We start from the raw sequence: 14,762 nt of genomic DNA on the forward strand, positions 1-14,762 counted from the left end.
TCGATTAGCTTTTTGGAGGGAATACAGATGGAAGAGATCATCGTTCGTGGTGGCAAACAATTAAAAGGAACTGTACATATTGAAGGGGCAAAAAATGCCGTATTGCCGATTCTAGCTGCGACTTTATTGGCAGAAGAAGGAACATCAACTTTAAGCAATGTTCCGATTTTATCTGATGTTTTTACCATGAATCAAGTGATTCGTTATTTGAATACAGATGTTGAGTTCAATGAAGAAACGAAAGAAGTTACAGTGGATGCTACACGTCAATTAAATGTGGAAGCCCCTTATGAATATGTAAGCAAGATGCGCGCATCAATCGTTGTAATGGGACCTTTATTAGCGAGAAATGGCCATGCGAAGGTTGCAATGCCTGGCGGGTGTGCTATTGGTAAACGTCCAATTGACTTGCATTTGAAAGGTTTCCAAGCTTTAGGAGCGAAAATTATCCAAAAAAATGGCTACATTGAAGCAATTGCAGATGAATTGATTGGTGATACCATTTATTTGGATTTCCCAAGTGTCGGTGCAACTCAAAACATTATGATGGCTGCTGTAAAGGCTAAAGGAACAACAGTGATCGAAAACGTTGCTCGCGAGCCTGAAATTGTTGATTTGGCTAATTTCTTGAATAAAATGGGTGCTAGTATTCATGGTGCTGGGACAGAAACGATGCGTATTGAAGGGGTAGACCATCTTCATGCTGTTTCTCATCCAATTGTCCAAGACCGGATTGAAGCTGGTACATTTATGGTTGCCGCTGCGATGACTGAAGGAAATGTTCTGATTGATGGTGCAATTCCAGAACATAATCGTCCGTTGATTTCTAAATTGATTGAGATGGGTGTTAAGGTAACGGAAGAAAACGATGGTTTACGTGTGATTGGTCCTAAGAATTTGAAAGCAACGGATATTAAGACAATGCCTCATCCTGGTTTCCCAACAGATATGCAAGCTCAGATGACTGCTATCCAATTAGTTGCTAACGGAATCAGTACGACGACAGAAACTGTTTTTGAAAATCGTTTCCAACATTTAGAAGAAATGCGCAGAATGAATGCACAAGTCAAAATTGATAATAATGTTGCCTTAATTAAGGGCGCGACAGAATTACAAGGTGCAGAAGTTTATGCCACGGATTTACGTGCAGCAGCAGCGTTGGTTTTAGCTGGACTACGGGCAAACGGTATCACTCGTGTGCGTAACTTGAAATATTTGGATCGCGGTTATTATCAATTTCATAAAAAATTACAACAATTGGGTGCTGATGTAGAACGCGTAGATAATGAAAGCAAAAAAGCAATTGATGCAACAACTGTTTTAGCATAAGGAGTGAGTATATGAGTTCAGGCGAACATATCTTACGAAGCTTGATTCGGATTGTAGCGATATTACTTGCGGGTGTCTTGCTATTTATTATCGGCAGTATGATTGGTTATGGTGCAATGGGTGGAGGGAATCCATTTAAAGTACTATTGCCAGATGTTTGGCGCCATATTTTAGATTTTGTTCATTAATGTCTGTAGCAAAATCTTTGTTGATTATTGAAGAAGAGGTTGTTCCAATTTATGGTGCGATCTCTTTTTTATTCGTCTTATTATCGGAAAGAGACAAGCAAATAATTTGCAGCTATATAAAATGAAATGTTTAAATAGATCAATGTTGATTTAGGATAGTTTGGAGTGAGAGAATGAATATTATAGGTAGAGGTCTGGTTTTCTTAGTACGAGGCTATCAGCGCTTTATCTCTCCGTTAACACAACCATCTTGTCGATATTATCCATCTTGTTCTAGTTACATGATTAAAGCGATTGAAGTTCATGGCGCTTTTAAAGGAAGCTTAATGGGTATTTCAAGGATATTGAGATGTCATCCATTTGCCAAAGCAGGGTTGGATTACGTGCCGATAAGGTTCTCATTACGGAAAAATTTGAAAGATAGAGAAGAACCAAATTACCAAGAGCTGAAGAAAAAGTAGAAAAGTTAAAATTCTGAAGAAATTTGGGAGGTCCATTTATTTTTTTAGGTAAAATAGTGAGTTAAACAATAAAGAATACGATTAAAAGGTATGTGATTGAGGTTATTGTAAGACAAGATAGTATCTTTAAGTATTTAGATAAGTTAAATAGCCAAATAGCTCTAAAATAAGTAAAAGCATCTTTTACTATGGTGAATGTAAGTTTCATAATTAATCGTAAAAATCGTTTGCTTTTAAATTAAATAAGTTATTTTATGTAGACCTGATTAACTTTTAGTAAGTTAATCAGGTCTTTTTTTTGTTATTGTATGAGCTGTAGGAACTAGTGTAAGCGCTATAAATTGTTTGATTATTGCTGAATTATTAAAATATTCAGAAAATTTAATTGACAGTGAGAGTTTTTTCCTATATATTCTTTATTATCTTAACGATTTATCATTATTTTATTAGGGGGAAACAGGATGAAGAAAAGAACAGTAGCTGCTCTGGCAGCAGGGTTGTTTCTATTTGGCGCATGTGGTTCGCCTAAAGCTAACGATAGCAGTGGTGGAGAAGATGCCAAGACAATCAAAATCGGCGGGAACTTCGAATTATCAGGAGCTGTAGCAGCTTATGGTGAAGCGGAAAATGAAGGAGCTAAATTAGCCGTTGAAGAAATTAATAAAGATGGCGGAATTGATGGAAAGAAAATTGAGTATATCTCAAAAGATAATAAGTCTGATAATAATGAAGCAGCATCTGTTGCAGCAAACTTAACAACAAAAGATGAAGTAGTAGCAATTATTGGTCCAGCAACTTCAGGTGCGACAAAAGCAACGTTACCAAACTTATCAAAAGCTAAAGTTCCTGCTGTTACACCATCAGGAACAGATGATGCAATTACTGTACAAAAAGGTAAGGTCCAAGATTATATTTATCGTTCTTGTTTCCAAGATAGCTTCCAAGGAATTGTCTTAGCGAAATATGCGGATGATAACTTGAAAGCTGACAAAGCAGTAATCTTAGGTGATAACTCAAGTGATTATGCAAATGGCTTGAAGAAGGCCTTTAAGGATACTTACAAAGGTAAAATCGTAGCTGAGGAGAACTTTACTGCAGGAGATAAAGATTTCCAAGCAATGCTGACAAAAATCAAAGATAAAGACTTCAATGTTATCTATATTCCAGGCTATTACACAGAAGCGGGTCTAATCATCAAACAAGCTCGTGAAATGGGAATTGAACAACCTATCATCGGGGCTGACGGCTTTGGTGATGAAAAATTAGTTGAAACAGCTGGCGCAAGCAATGTCAAAAATGTTTATTATACAGGGCACTTCTCAACAAAAGCACCAGCAACTGATAAAGTGGAACCATTTGTAGAAGCTTTCGAGAAAAAGTATAACAAACAGCCATCTTCATTCAATGCTTTAGCTTACGATTCTGTTTACATGATCAAACAAGCAATTGAGGATGAAGGAAAAGCGACACCAGAAGCAATCGACAAAGGCCTGGCGAATTTGAAAGATTTTGAAGGTGTTACTGGTAAGATTTCAATGGACAAGGAACATAATCCTGTAAAATCAGCAGTAGTTCTTGGTCTGACAGATGGGAAAGAAACTTCTGCCGAAACCGTTAATCCATAATTACTCGGTGAATGCAGACAAGGGAGTGTGCCGATGGTTGTTGGCACACTCCCTTTTAAAAATTAAGGTCGTAATCGGATCGGCTACTCTATTTTTTTGAAAAGTGAAGTGATAAAGATGGAAGTATTTATTCAGCAAATCGTCAATGGGCTATTCCTAGGTAGTGTCTATGCGCTGATGGCGCTTGGCTATACTATGGTCTATGGGATTATTAAATTAATCAACTTTGCCCATGGCGAAATATATATGATTGGGTCGTTTATTGGCTACTTTTTAATCAATCAGTTTAATATGGGCTTCTTTCCCGCCTTGGTATTATCAATGGCAGGAAGTGCAATTTTAGGAGTCGTTATTGAATTTTTGGCTTATCGTCCATTAAGAAATTCTACTCGAATTGCTGCTTTGATTACTGCAATCGGTGTTTCCTACCTATTGCAAAATACGATGATTTATTTTTTCAGTTCAACAACTCGTCCATTTCCACAGGCGATTAAACTGCAGGTTTACAAACTTGGATTTTTGAGTATTTCAAATATTCAATTGTTGATTTTAGGCTTGTCTTTATTTTTAATGATTGCCTTAAACCTGATTGTTCAGAAAACCAAGATGGGGAAGGCGATGCGTGCAGTGAGTGTTGATACAGATGCCGCACAGTTGATGGGAATTGACGTAAACCGTACAATCTCCTTTACTTTTGCTTTAGGTTCAGCACTAGCAGCTGCTGGAGGGATGATGATTGGGTTGTATTACAACTCCATTGATCCTATGATGGGATATATTCCTGGTCTGAAGTCATTTATCGCCGCAGTTTTAGGTGGAATTGGTATTATTCCAGGTGCTGCAATTGGTGGATTTGTCATCGGTTTAATAGAAACATTGACAACAGCATTGGGATTTTCAGATTTTAAAGACGCAGTCGTATATGCAGTATTGATTTTGATTTTGTTAATTCGTCCAGCCGGTATTTTAGGCAAACATGTGAAAGAGAAAGTGTAGGTGGATCAAATGAAAAAGAATTTGAAATACAATTTGATTTGGCTAGCTTTGATCGTAATTGGATACGTAGTTTTATACGTAGCTTATTCTGCTGGAATGGTCAACTTGTTCTTAGACAATATTCTCGTTCAAATCGGTATTAATATCATTTTAGCAGTTGGTTTGAACCTTATTATTGGATTTTCGGGTCAGTTCTCTTTAGGACATGCTGGCTTCATGGCGATCGGAGCCTATGCGGCTGCATTGATTTCAATGAACACACCGACTTATGGCGGTTTTTTCTTAGGAATGGCTGTTGGTGTGATCTTAGCCGGTCTTGTTGCTGTAGCAGTTGGAATTCCAACATTGCGTTTGAGCGGTGATTATCTAGCGATTGCCACACTAGGTGTAGCGGAGATTATTCGTATTTTATTAATTAACTTTAAAGAGATTACGAATGGTCCTTCTGGTTTATTTGGTATCGAACCTTTTGTTGATTGGCAAATGGTTTATGGCTTCATGGCGATCACTACATTATTTATTGTTAACTATATACGTTCAGGTGCTGGCCGTGCGACGATGGCAATTCGTGAAGATGAGATTGCGGCGGAAGCGATGGGGGTCAATACTACGAAATACAAGGTAATGGCTTTTGCTTTTGGCGCGATGACGGCAAGTATTGCTGGTTCTTTGTACGCTGGATATTTACAATCAATTGCACCAAAGGATTTTGCCTTTACAAAGTCCGTTGATATTTTAATTTTAGTCGTATTAGGTGGAATTGGTAGTGTGACAGGAACATTTATCGCAGCAGTTCTTTTAGGCATTATTAATATGTATCTTCAGGATTTTGGGACATTACGGATGATTATTTACGCGTTAGCATTAATTATCTTGATGATTTTCAAACCTGGCGGATTGTTAGGCACAAAAGAATTGTCTGTGAAGAAGATTTTAGATAAGTTTAAAAAGGGAGATGACCAGAATGCCTCTGTTGGAAATTAAAGATTTAACTAAAAACTTTGGCGGTTTGGCGGCGGTCTCCAATGTCAATATCGCGTTAGAAGAAAATCAATTAGTGGGATTGATTGGGCCGAATGGTGCAGGGAAAACAACTCTGTTTAATTTGATTACAGGTGTTTACGAACCAAGTGAAGGAGACGTTTTACTAGAGGCGGATGGAAAAACTCATCGATTGAATGGTCAAAAGCCATACGCTATTGCTGATCTTGGTTTAAGTCGAACCTTTCAGAATATTCGTTTGTTTAAGGATTTAACGGTTTTAGACAATGTTTTAATCGCTATGAACAGTAAAAATAAAGAAAGCTTTTTCTCTAGTGTTTTGCGTTTACCAGCGTTTTATAACAAAGAGGATAAGTTAAAAGAAGAAGCATTGAAATTATTGACGATTTTTGAATTACAAGACAAAGCAGAAAATTTGGCTCGTAATTTGCCTTATGGTGAACAACGACGCTTGGAAATTGTTCGTGCATTAGCTACAAAACCAAAAATTCTCTTCTTGGATGAACCTGCGGCTGGAATGAATCCACAGGAAACAGCGGCATTAACATTGCTGATCCGAAAGATCCAAAAGGAATTTCAAATTACGATTTTGCTGATTGAGCACGACATGAGTTTGGTCATGGACGTCTGCGAAAGAATTTATGTTTTAGAATATGGTCGTATTTTAGCAGAAGGTATTCCAGAAGAAATTAAAAATAATCCTGAGGTTATCAAAGCCTATCTTGGAGGTGAGCTATAATGCTGAAAATTGATAATCTTTCGGTTCATTACGGCATGATCCAGGCTGTACGGGATGTTAGCTTTGAAGTAAATCAGGGAGAAATCGTTTCTCTGATCGGAGCAAATGGTGCAGGGAAAACGACCATTTTACGAACGATCTCTGGTTTAAATCAACCCTCTAAAGGGACTATTACTTTTGAAGGTTCTCCTATCCAAAAGAAAGCTCCAAGGCGAATTGTTGCTCAAGGGATTTCACAGGTTCCAGAAGGAAGACATGTTTTTCCTGGATTAACTGTTTTGGAAAATTTAGAGATGGGGGCATATTTACGCAAAGATGGAGATATTCAACAAGATTATGAACATGTTTATGAAAAGTTTCCTATCTTGAAAGAGCGTTTGAATCAAGACGCGTCCACCTTATCCGGTGGTGAACAGCAAATGTTAGCAATGGGACGGGCTTTGATGTCTAAACCGCGTTTATTATTGCTCGATGAGCCTTCAATGGGATTGGCACCAATTTTTATTCAAGAAATTTTTAACATCATACAAGAGATTCAAAAACAAGGAACGACCGTTTTATTGATTGAACAAAATGCTAAGATGGCGTTGTCAATTGCTGACCGTGGCTATGTGTTGGAAACAGGTAAAGTAGTCTTGTCAGGGACTGGTCAAGAATTGCTAGAGAGTGAAGAAGTGAAGAAAGCTTATCTAGGAGGATAAAACATGAGTGTAAAGGATTTTATGACAGAAGATTTGGTGACGGTCACACCAAAGACAAAAATATTTGATGCGGTCGATTTAATGAAGAAATATGATATTCATCGTTTACCGGTTATGGAGGAGGAACAATTGGTAGGTTTGATTACTGAAGGGACAATTCAAGAAGCACTTCCTTCAAAAGCTACCAGCTTAAGTGTTCATGAAGTCAATTACTTATTAAATAAAACAGTTGTCTCAGATGTGATGATCAAGGATGTTAAAACAATTTCCCCAGATGCGGAATTAGAAGATGGCATCTATCTGATGCGTCAAAACAAAATCAATGTATTGCCTGTTCTTGATGGGACGAAATTAGTTGGGATTATTACTAATAATGATATATTTGATGCGTTCTTAAAACTCACAGGGTATTATGAAGGTGGGACTCGGGTTCAACTAAAAATCTTAGAAGACAAAAAAGGTGTGCTAGCAAGAGTAGCGAAGATTTTGGCTGATCATGATTTCAGTATCCTGACTGTTATCGTAGATCATCAAGTCAATGCGACAATTTTAGAAATTCAGCTAGCTAGCAAAGAAACTGAAGAAATTAAGCAGCTATTGACGGATAATGGTTATGAAGTGTTGAAAGCCATAATCACACAACCTTAAATGAAAGGACGACTGAGTGATCAGTTGTCCATTTCTTTTATTGTATGATAAAATGTTTTGGACGGAGGGGAATATATGTCTAAAAAGAACAAAGATATCCAAGTTCAGGTTACTGAAGAAGAGCGTGTTATTGATGGAAAGAAACAAGCAATTACTCAATTAATGATTGGTAAAAAAGTTATTGGTGAAATTATTCCAGAAAACAAAAATTTTCAAGCCTATAATGATGGACATCTTTTAGGGAATTACAAGTCATTAGATGATGGGATCGAAGCCTTAATTCGTAACTGGAACTTACATGAATAATTTTTGAAAAAAGTACTTGCATTTTTTTTGAAGATTAGGTATTATAACTGAGTCGGGTTTTTAAATAATAAAAAAACCTATTTGGAGGAGTAGCGAAGTGGCTAAACGCGACGGACTGTAAATCCGTTCCTTAGGGTTCAGTGGTTCGAATCCACTCTCCTCCACCATTGGGGTATAGCCAAGCGGTAAGGCAAGGGACTTTGACTCCCTCATGCGTTGGTTCGAATCCAGCTACCCCAGTTGTTAAGTGAGTTGCAAAAGCAGCTCACTTTTTTTGTTTTTATATAACAATTATTTAGAGCCGCTGATCTTCTCAGCTGCTCATTAGTAACTAATGGTTGACCGTAAGTCGTCTTAGCTTCATAAGTCCCCACAGGCATACAACACAAAGCAAGAAAACTATAAAAAGCAATAAAGATATTACGGCATAGAGAAATATTGAAGTATTGGTCACTGTTAGAAATGGACCAATGATCCACTTGTCTATGACTTGTGGGACTTCATGGCGTAAAAGACTAAAAGCTTGTGATATTTCTGGTAGATTACTATGCTCTGGTAAAATACTGGTATAACTTCCGAACGCTTTGTTGCCGATAGATAGGTAACCTAATGTAAAATTACCTATACTTACACCGCCAAGGGCCAAGTTGCCTAAAGCCAATAAGCCGATACCAAGATTTCCAAAAGCAACAGCTCCTAATGCAAGGTTTCCAGCACTGAAAAAGCCCAATGTCAAAATTCCTGCTGAAAATATCCCCAGAGAAAGCAGCCCGAGCGAGAAGATCCCTTTCGTGAAAATCCCTAATGAAAAAACTCCTGATGAGAAGAAACCTACACTAAAAATCCCTCGAGCAACGGGAATTAATTGTTTCTTATGCCTCATTGTACTGAGTGCGAATCTACGATTATGCCACAACAGTTCCGAAAGATTTGGAATAATTATATGCAGCAAGGGCAGATGAAACAATATAATTTCTGAACGATATTCAAAATACAACGTCGGCTCTCGTTCATTTAGCAAGTTGTCTAACGAAATATCCAATAATTGCGCGATCTGTTTTAGCGTATCAATATCAGGGTATCCTGCCCCGCGCTCCCATTTAGAAACCGTTCGATCGGATACATATAAGATATTTGCGAGTTGTTTTTGTGTTAGTTCGTTTCGTTGACGATAATTTCTTAATTGCGTCCCTAAAAAATTGTCCATTTGATTTCCTCTTTCTTGTTGATAAATTAAGCATAGCGAATTGTTAAGGAAATGAATAGGGAATTTGATGAAATAGCCATTCTACTTTGCGTAGAGTCTTGTCAAATCAAGCTTTTACAAAAAAATAGTGAAGTAAAAGGTTTCTCACTTGAAGCCCTTTAAAATATACGCTACATTTAAATGGAAGAAGCAAAGAGAGAATCAAACAGAATTGCAAGTGGTAGGCTATGTTAAAAACTACCTTTAGAAGTCTGTGAATTTTTAAATGAGAAGGGAGAAGAAATGAATGAATAAAGTAGAAGAAGTCAAAGAAATGTTAACAGAGACTGTGGCAAAAATTTATAGTACGATTAAAGACAGTTCATTAGAAGTAACAAAAGAAAAAGGACAGGTGCCTCGTGTACGTTCTGTTCGTCCAACTCGCCATACTATTAAGTGGAAGGCAAAAAATCATTGATTAAAAAGAAGCGCTCAGAATTTCTGGGCGCTTCTTTTTAATGGTCAATCTCAATGCCTAGAACAGTCAAATGGCCGTTGCCAACTAATTTAATGACTAATTTAGAAAGGCTGTCAGCATCCATTGTCGTCTCGCTAGTGATCCACCAATGCAAGGTACCTACAAAAATGGATGTCATGTATTCAATAATAAAATCTAACGGAACTTCGATATCATTTTCAGTAATCCTCAGTCGCTTGAATACGTGGGCATATTTTTCATTTAAAATTTCCGCAACTTTTTTCCGCAGGATTTCATTTCCAGAAGCATCCATAATAGTCAAAAAGAATTTTCGATTTGCTTGAATTTGTTCGTAAATGTTTTTCAGAACCATTTCAATTTTCCGAACTTTTAATCGATTGCCTTGAACAATTTGATCAGGATCAAGCACTGCGGCAAAAGCATCAATAGCCTGTTTAAAAATGTGGTCATAGAGATCTTGCTTGTCTTTAAAATGCGCATAAAAAGTCGCTCGATTAATCATTGCTTCATCGGCAATTTCTTGCACGGTGATGTTATCATACCCTTTTTGTTCCACTAGATGGATAAAAGCCTCCATAATCATTTTATTGGTTCGCTTTACACGCAGGTCAATTTTTTTTGCCATAATAATTCCTTTCATTTTACAACAGATCGCTTCAGAATGTTGCTTATCACACGAATGAAATGGTTTTGAGTATTGCATAACGTTCGAAATGTTTTTAGAATATACGTGAGTAGTATAACAAACACTTTGTAAGTTAATCAACATGTGTTGTTAAAAATGGAAGGTAGGAATAATTATGACATTACGAGCGGGGATTGATGTTGGCTCTACAACCGTCAAGTTGGTCATTTTGAATGAACAAAACGATAGTTTATTTGCGAAGTATGAACGTCACTTTTCAGATGTGAAAGCTGCCACAGAACGTGTGTTGCGAGAAGCTGAAGAAGTAATTGGTAGTCAAGGGATGACTATGAGCATCACTGGATCCGGTGGGATGGGTTTAGCAGATGTTTTGGGGATTCCTTTTGTGCAAGAGGTAATCGCGTGCACACGCACAGTTGAGGAGGTTATTCCTGAAACGGATGTAGCAATCGAGCTTGGCGGAGAAGACGCAAAGATTACATTTTTTGAAGGTGCTCTCGAGCAACGTATGAATGGTAGCTGTGCAGGAGGTACAGGCGCTTTTATCGATCAAATGGCTGTTCTATTAAAAACAGATGCCAATGGGGTAAATGAGTTAGCCAAAAATTATAAAACGATTTATCCGATTGCTTCTCGTTGTGGCGTATTCGCTAAAACAGATGTACAGCCGTTGATTAATGAAGGAGCGGCCAAAGAAGATATTGCTGCGAGTATTTTCCAAGCAGTGGTTAATCAAACAATTGCTGGTTTAGCAGCTGGTCGTAAAATTAAAGGGAACATTGCGTTTCTTGGTGGTCCCTTATTCTTTATGTCTGAACTGCGCCAACGATTTATTGAGACCTTGAATATCGCGCCAGAGAATGTCATTTTTCCAGAAAATCCACAGCTTTTTGTCGCTATGGGTGCTGCCTTTTATTCAGAGGAGGCAGAGACAACTTCTCTTAAGGAGCTGTTGCACCGTTTGACAACGGCAGAAGAAGGGCACTTGTCTCCATCAGACACGTTAGAGCCATTATTTGCTGATGAAGCTGATTTGGCTGATTTTCGAATGCGACACGGGCAAGCACAAGCACAAGAGAAAAGCTTAACCGACCATGAAGGGGTGGCATTCTTAGGAATAGATGCCGGTTCAACAACAACCAAAGTAGCATTGATTGACGATAGCGGAAACTTAATGTATTCATTTTATGGCAATAACCAAGGCCAACCATTGGAAACGACTATGACCGTATTGAAAGATCTCTATTCAAAATTACCTGAGCATGTATTTATCGGAAAAGCAGCAGTGACTGGCTATGGAGAGCAGCTAATAAAGAATGCTTTAAAAGTTGATATCGGTGAAGTGGAGACGATGGCCCATTATAAGGCTGCCAATCATTTCCAACCAGGTGTTGATTTCATTTTGGATATCGGCGGTCAGGATATGAAGGCGATGACCATCAAAGACGGTGCGTTGTCCTCCATTCAATTAAATGAAGCCTGTTCGTCTGGCTGTGGTTCGTTTATTGAAACCTTTGCCAAATCATTGAATTATAATGTAGAAGATTTTGCAAAAGCCGCATTGAAATCAAAAGCACCTGTTGATTTAGGTTCTCGTTGTACCGTTTTTATGAACTCTAAAGTCAAACAGGTGCAAAAAGAAGGCGCTTCTGTTGGCGATATTTCTGCTGGCTTGTCTTATTCGGTGATCAAGAATGCGATTTACAAAGTAATCAAAGTACGTCGACCAGAGGAACTTGGTGAGAAAATTGTCTGTCAAGGTGGGACATTCTATAACGAAGCTGTTTTGCGAGCTTTTGAAATGGTGACAGGACGAGAAGTTGTCCGACCATCAATTGCTGGGTTAATGGGTGCGTTTGGAGCGGCATTGATTGCGCTAGAAAATTATGAGGTCGGTGAAAAAACCGAAACGCTATCTTTAGCTGAAATTGATAGTTTCACTGCCGAGAAAGAATTTACACATTGCGGATTATGTGAAAATAATTGCATGTTGACTGTCACACTGTTTTCTGATGGTCGTCAGTTCATTACTGGAAATCGGTGTGAACGTGGTGCTCGGATTAAAGTGAAGCGAGAAGATAAAAAAGTCAACTTGGTAGATTACAAATATCGTCGTCTATTCAAATACCGTCCGTTAAGAAAGAAAGAGGCTGTTCGTGGTGAAATTGGTATTCCACGTGTGCTGAACATGTATGAAAATTATCCATTATGGCATACATTTTTTAGCGACTTAGGTTTCCGAGTAAAATTATCACCTCGTTCAAACAAAGAATTGTACGAACAAGGGATGGAAACAATTCCTAGTGATACTGCTTGTTACCCAGCGAAAATTGCTCACGGGCACATCCAAGCCTTGATTGATGATGGTATACCAATGATTTTCTACCCTGGAGTTGTTTTTGAACGGGAAGAGTCAAAGGAAGCAGATAATCATTTTAACTGTCCAATTGTTCAAAGTTATCCTGATGTTATACGGAACAATGTTGATGATATCCGTGAAGGAAAAGTTGACTATCGTAATCCGTATCTAAATCTAGCAAATGAAGCATCTGTTGCTGCTGTTTTAGGAAGATGCTTCCAAGATATAGGGATTACACAAGAAGAAATCAACCAAGCATTGCATCATGCTTATGAAGAATTAGAAGCATTTAAAGAAGATATTCGCCAAAAAGGGGAAGAAACCTTATTAATGCTTAATCAAAAAGGGGAACGCGGTGTCGTTCTTTCTGGCCGCCCGTATCATTTGGACCCAGAAATCAATCACGGTATTGCAGAAGTGATTACCCAAGAAGGATTTCATGTATTAACAGAAGACAGTGTCTCTCATTTAAGCGACGTGGGAAATCTTCGCGTAGTGAATCAATGGGTATATCATTCTCGTCTGTATGCTGCAGCTCGAGTAGTAGCAAAATCTAAAAATCTAGAACTTGTTCAACTAAACTCCTTTGGATGCGGCTTGGATGCTGTAACGACGGATCAAGTTGAAGAAATCATGGAGCAGTACGGTAAAATCTATACCGTTTTAAAAATTGATGAAGGGTCAAATCTTGGTGCTATCAGAATTCGTTTGCGTTCATTGAAGGCGGCGGTTAACGAACGCGATAAATCTAATTTCGAACCAGTAAGACGTTTTGAAGAGCCTGAAAAGATCGTCTTTACGAAAGAAATGCGTAAAAAGCATACCTTGTTATTGCCAATGCTTAGTCCAATTCATCAATCAGGCTTGTTTGATATTGCATTGGAGGCTTCAGGCTATAATGTGGTTTGTTTACCGGCGATGGATCGAGAAGCGATCAATGTGGGGTTAAAATTTGTCAATAATGATTCTTGTTACCCGGCGATTATTTCTATTGGTCAACTAGTTGAGGCTTTGCAAAGCGGTGAGTATGATTTAGACAATACAAGTGTGATGATGAGTCAAACTGGTGGAGGCTGTCGTGCGACGAACTATATTCCATTATTACGCAAAGCATTGAACGATGCTGGGTTCTCGCAAGTCCCAGTTGTTTCCGTGTCCCTTGGAAATAAAGGGGTAGAAAGCAATCCAGGCTTCAAATATACGTTATCGATGTTGAAACGGATTGTCGTTGCAATTCTTTATGGAGATCTATTTGAGCGAGTAGTGTATAGGACACGTCCTTATGAATTGGAAAAAGGGCAAATTGATGCGCTACATGAAGAATGGTTGAAGAAAGTGGAGAGCAATGTTCGCAATGGTTCTCTGACAATTTTTAATCGTAATATGAAAAAAATCATCAAAGATTTTGATACAGTACCAATCTCAAATGAAGTGAAGCCGAAAGTCGGCGTTGTTGGAGAAATTTTAGTGAAATATTCCCCAACAGCCAATAATGACATCGTTCGTTTATTGGAAGCAGAAGGTGCGGAGGCAGTTGTTCCAGATTTAATCGGGTTTATGAACTACTCTTTATATAATCAAATTTGGAAATACGACAACATGGGAATGCCGAAGAAAAACAAAACGATTGCTGAAATGGCCATTAAATTGATTGAGGTAGTGGAAAAACCAATGGATAAAGCATTGCGTGCTTCTAAACGATTTACAGGCATCCATTCTATTTATCAACTAGCTGAAGATGCTAGTAAAATTCTTTCCATCGGGAATCACACAGGTGAAGGATGGTTCTTGACTGGCGAGATGATTGATTTATTGAAAACAGGGGTAAATAACATTGTATGTATGCAGCCATTTGGGTGTTTGCCAAACCATGTCGTTGGTAAAGGCGTTATCAAAGAACTACGTCATCAATATCCAAAATCAAATATTGCTGCTATTGATTATGACCCAGGTGTTTCAATCGTAAATCAGCTAAATCGCATTCGTTTGATGATGGCTACAGCCAATAAACAATTAAAAGAAGAAGTTAAAAATTAATGCCGAGAGTAGACCAATTAAAACGGGTCTACTCTTTTGT

General features: G+C 38.1%; 14 protein-coding genes and 2 tRNA genes. 14 read left to right on the plus strand and 2 right to left on the minus strand.

Features of this window, described 5'->3' with window-relative positions:
• Positions 1-27 precede the first annotated feature (27 nt).
• The 12 genes from murA to IGI50_RS03410 all read left to right on the plus strand — a co-directional run bounded on the left by murA (position 28) and on the right by IGI50_RS03410 (position 8,235).
• Positions 28-1,329: a UDP-N-acetylglucosamine 1-carboxyvinyltransferase gene (murA, locus tag IGI50_RS03355; RefSeq protein ID WP_218256752.1), complete on the plus strand. Its 1,302-nt coding sequence runs from the start codon at positions 28-30 to the stop codon at positions 1,327-1,329.
• An 11-nt stretch (positions 1,330-1,340) separates the two neighbouring features.
• Positions 1,341-1,517, plus strand: a complete 177-nt coding sequence (locus IGI50_RS03360; RefSeq protein ID WP_010746744.1) for a DNA-directed RNA polymerase subunit beta — start codon at positions 1,341-1,343, stop codon at positions 1,515-1,517.
• A gap of 173 nt (positions 1,518-1,690) precedes the next feature.
• On the plus strand, positions 1,691-1,978 hold the full coding sequence (yidD, locus tag IGI50_RS03365) for a membrane protein insertion efficiency factor YidD (RefSeq protein ID WP_311854915.1): 288 nt from the start codon (positions 1,691-1,693) through the stop codon (positions 1,976-1,978).
• A gap of 461 nt (positions 1,979-2,439) precedes the next feature.
• Positions 2,440-3,603, plus strand: coding sequence for an ABC transporter substrate-binding protein (locus IGI50_RS03370; RefSeq protein ID WP_010746742.1), 1,164 nt, complete (start codon positions 2,440-2,442; stop codon positions 3,601-3,603).
• Positions 3,604-3,720: 117 nt separating this feature from the next.
• The gene (locus tag IGI50_RS03375; protein WP_010746741.1) at positions 3,721-4,599 is read left to right on the plus strand and encodes a branched-chain amino acid ABC transporter permease; all 879 of its coding nucleotides are present in this window, start codon (positions 3,721-3,723) and stop codon (positions 4,597-4,599) included.
• A gap of 9 nt (positions 4,600-4,608) precedes the next feature.
• Positions 4,609-5,583 carry a branched-chain amino acid ABC transporter permease gene (locus IGI50_RS03380; RefSeq protein ID WP_218256754.1) on the plus strand — a complete coding sequence of 325 codons (975 nt, stop codon included), beginning with the start codon at positions 4,609-4,611 and terminating at the stop codon, positions 5,581-5,583.
• Positions 5,564-6,340: an ABC transporter ATP-binding protein gene (locus IGI50_RS03385; RefSeq protein ID WP_438776163.1), complete on the plus strand. Its 777-nt coding sequence runs from the start codon at positions 5,564-5,566 to the stop codon at positions 6,338-6,340. Before IGI50_RS03380 ends, IGI50_RS03385 begins: the two co-directional genes overlap by 20 nt.
• Complete coding sequence (locus IGI50_RS03390) at positions 6,340-7,041, plus strand: ABC transporter ATP-binding protein (RefSeq protein WP_218256756.1); 702 nt, start codon at positions 6,340-6,342, stop codon at positions 7,039-7,041. The genes IGI50_RS03385 and IGI50_RS03390 overlap by 1 nt, the downstream gene beginning before the upstream one ends.
• 3 nt (positions 7,042-7,044) lie before the next feature.
• The gene (locus IGI50_RS03395; protein WP_218256757.1) at positions 7,045-7,689 is read left to right on the plus strand and encodes a CBS and ACT domain-containing protein; all 645 of its coding nucleotides are present in this window, start codon (positions 7,045-7,047) and stop codon (positions 7,687-7,689) included.
• Between the two features lie 75 nt (positions 7,690-7,764).
• A complete protein-coding gene (locus IGI50_RS03400) occupies positions 7,765-7,995 on the plus strand; it encodes a DUF2969 domain-containing protein (RefSeq protein WP_010746736.1) in 231 nt (76 codons plus the stop codon).
• An 83-nt stretch (positions 7,996-8,078) separates the two neighbouring features.
• Positions 8,079-8,162 (plus strand) — tRNA-Tyr (locus IGI50_RS03405).
• Between the two features lies 1 nt (position 8,163).
• A tRNA-Gln gene (locus tag IGI50_RS03410) sits at positions 8,164-8,235 on the plus strand.
• A gap of 91 nt (positions 8,236-8,326) precedes the next feature.
• Here IGI50_RS03410 and IGI50_RS03415 read toward each other — a convergent pair.
• Positions 8,327-9,202: a helix-turn-helix domain-containing protein gene (locus IGI50_RS03415; RefSeq protein WP_438776164.1), complete on the minus strand. Its 876-nt coding sequence runs from the start codon at positions 9,200-9,202 to the stop codon at positions 8,327-8,329.
• A 286-nt stretch (positions 9,203-9,488) separates the two neighbouring features.
• Between IGI50_RS03415 and IGI50_RS03420 the strand changes: the two genes are divergently transcribed.
• A complete protein-coding gene (locus IGI50_RS03420) occupies positions 9,489-9,659 on the plus strand; it encodes a hypothetical protein (RefSeq protein WP_218256759.1) in 171 nt (56 codons plus the stop codon).
• Positions 9,660-9,696: 37 nt separating this feature from the next.
• Here IGI50_RS03420 and IGI50_RS03425 read toward each other — a convergent pair whose 3' ends face one another.
• Positions 9,697-10,305 (minus strand): TetR/AcrR family transcriptional regulator, encoded by a 609-nt coding sequence (locus tag IGI50_RS03425; RefSeq protein WP_010746733.1) that lies wholly within the window; start codon positions 10,303-10,305, stop codon positions 9,697-9,699.
• A 175-nt stretch (positions 10,306-10,480) separates the two neighbouring features.
• On the opposite strand from IGI50_RS03425, the gene IGI50_RS03430 reads away from it, so the two are divergent.
• Positions 10,481-14,722, plus strand: a complete 4,242-nt coding sequence (locus IGI50_RS03430; protein ID WP_438776165.1) for an acyl-CoA dehydratase activase-related protein — start codon at positions 10,481-10,483, stop codon at positions 14,720-14,722.
• Positions 14,723-14,762 lie beyond the last annotated feature (40 nt).

The sequence above is a fragment of the Enterococcus sp. DIV0170 genome, assembly GCF_051710765.1.
Taxonomy (GTDB): Bacteria; Bacillota; Bacilli; order Lactobacillales; family Enterococcaceae; genus Enterococcus_A; species Enterococcus_A raffinosus.

Bases quoted from the DNA above. Each gene is read 5' to 3' on its own strand.
- murA (WP_218256752.1), top strand. From the start codon at position 28: ATGGAAGAGATCATCGTTCGTGGTGGCAAACAATTAAAAGGAACTGTA.
- IGI50_RS03360 (WP_010746744.1), top strand. From the start codon at position 1,341: ATGAGTTCAGGCGAACATATCTTACGAAGCTTGATTCGGATTGTAGCG.
- yidD (WP_311854915.1), top strand. From the start codon at position 1,691: ATGAATATTATAGGTAGAGGTCTGGTTTTCTTAGTACGAGGCTATCAG.
- IGI50_RS03370 (WP_010746742.1), top strand. From the start codon at position 2,440: ATGAAGAAAAGAACAGTAGCTGCTCTGGCAGCAGGGTTGTTTCTATTT.
- IGI50_RS03375 (WP_010746741.1), top strand. From the start codon at position 3,721: ATGGAAGTATTTATTCAGCAAATCGTCAATGGGCTATTCCTAGGTAGT.
- IGI50_RS03380 (WP_218256754.1), top strand. From the start codon at position 4,609: ATGAAAAAGAATTTGAAATACAATTTGATTTGGCTAGCTTTGATCGTA.
- IGI50_RS03385 (WP_438776163.1), top strand. From the start codon at position 5,564: ATGCCTCTGTTGGAAATTAAAGATTTAACTAAAAACTTTGGCGGTTTG.
- IGI50_RS03390 (WP_218256756.1), top strand. From the start codon at position 6,340: ATGCTGAAAATTGATAATCTTTCGGTTCATTACGGCATGATCCAGGCT.
- IGI50_RS03395 (WP_218256757.1), top strand. From the start codon at position 7,045: ATGAGTGTAAAGGATTTTATGACAGAAGATTTGGTGACGGTCACACCA.
- IGI50_RS03400 (WP_010746736.1), top strand. From the start codon at position 7,765: ATGTCTAAAAAGAACAAAGATATCCAAGTTCAGGTTACTGAAGAAGAG.
- IGI50_RS03415 (WP_438776164.1), bottom strand. From the start codon at position 9,202: ATGGACAATTTTTTAGGGACGCAATTAAGAAATTATCGTCAACGAAAC.
- IGI50_RS03420 (WP_218256759.1), top strand. From the start codon at position 9,489: ATGAATAAAGTAGAAGAAGTCAAAGAAATGTTAACAGAGACTGTGGCA.
- IGI50_RS03425 (WP_010746733.1), bottom strand. From the start codon at position 10,305: ATGGCAAAAAAAATTGACCTGCGTGTAAAGCGAACCAATAAAATGATT.
- IGI50_RS03430 (WP_438776165.1), top strand. From the start codon at position 10,481: ATGACATTACGAGCGGGGATTGATGTTGGCTCTACAACCGTCAAGTTG.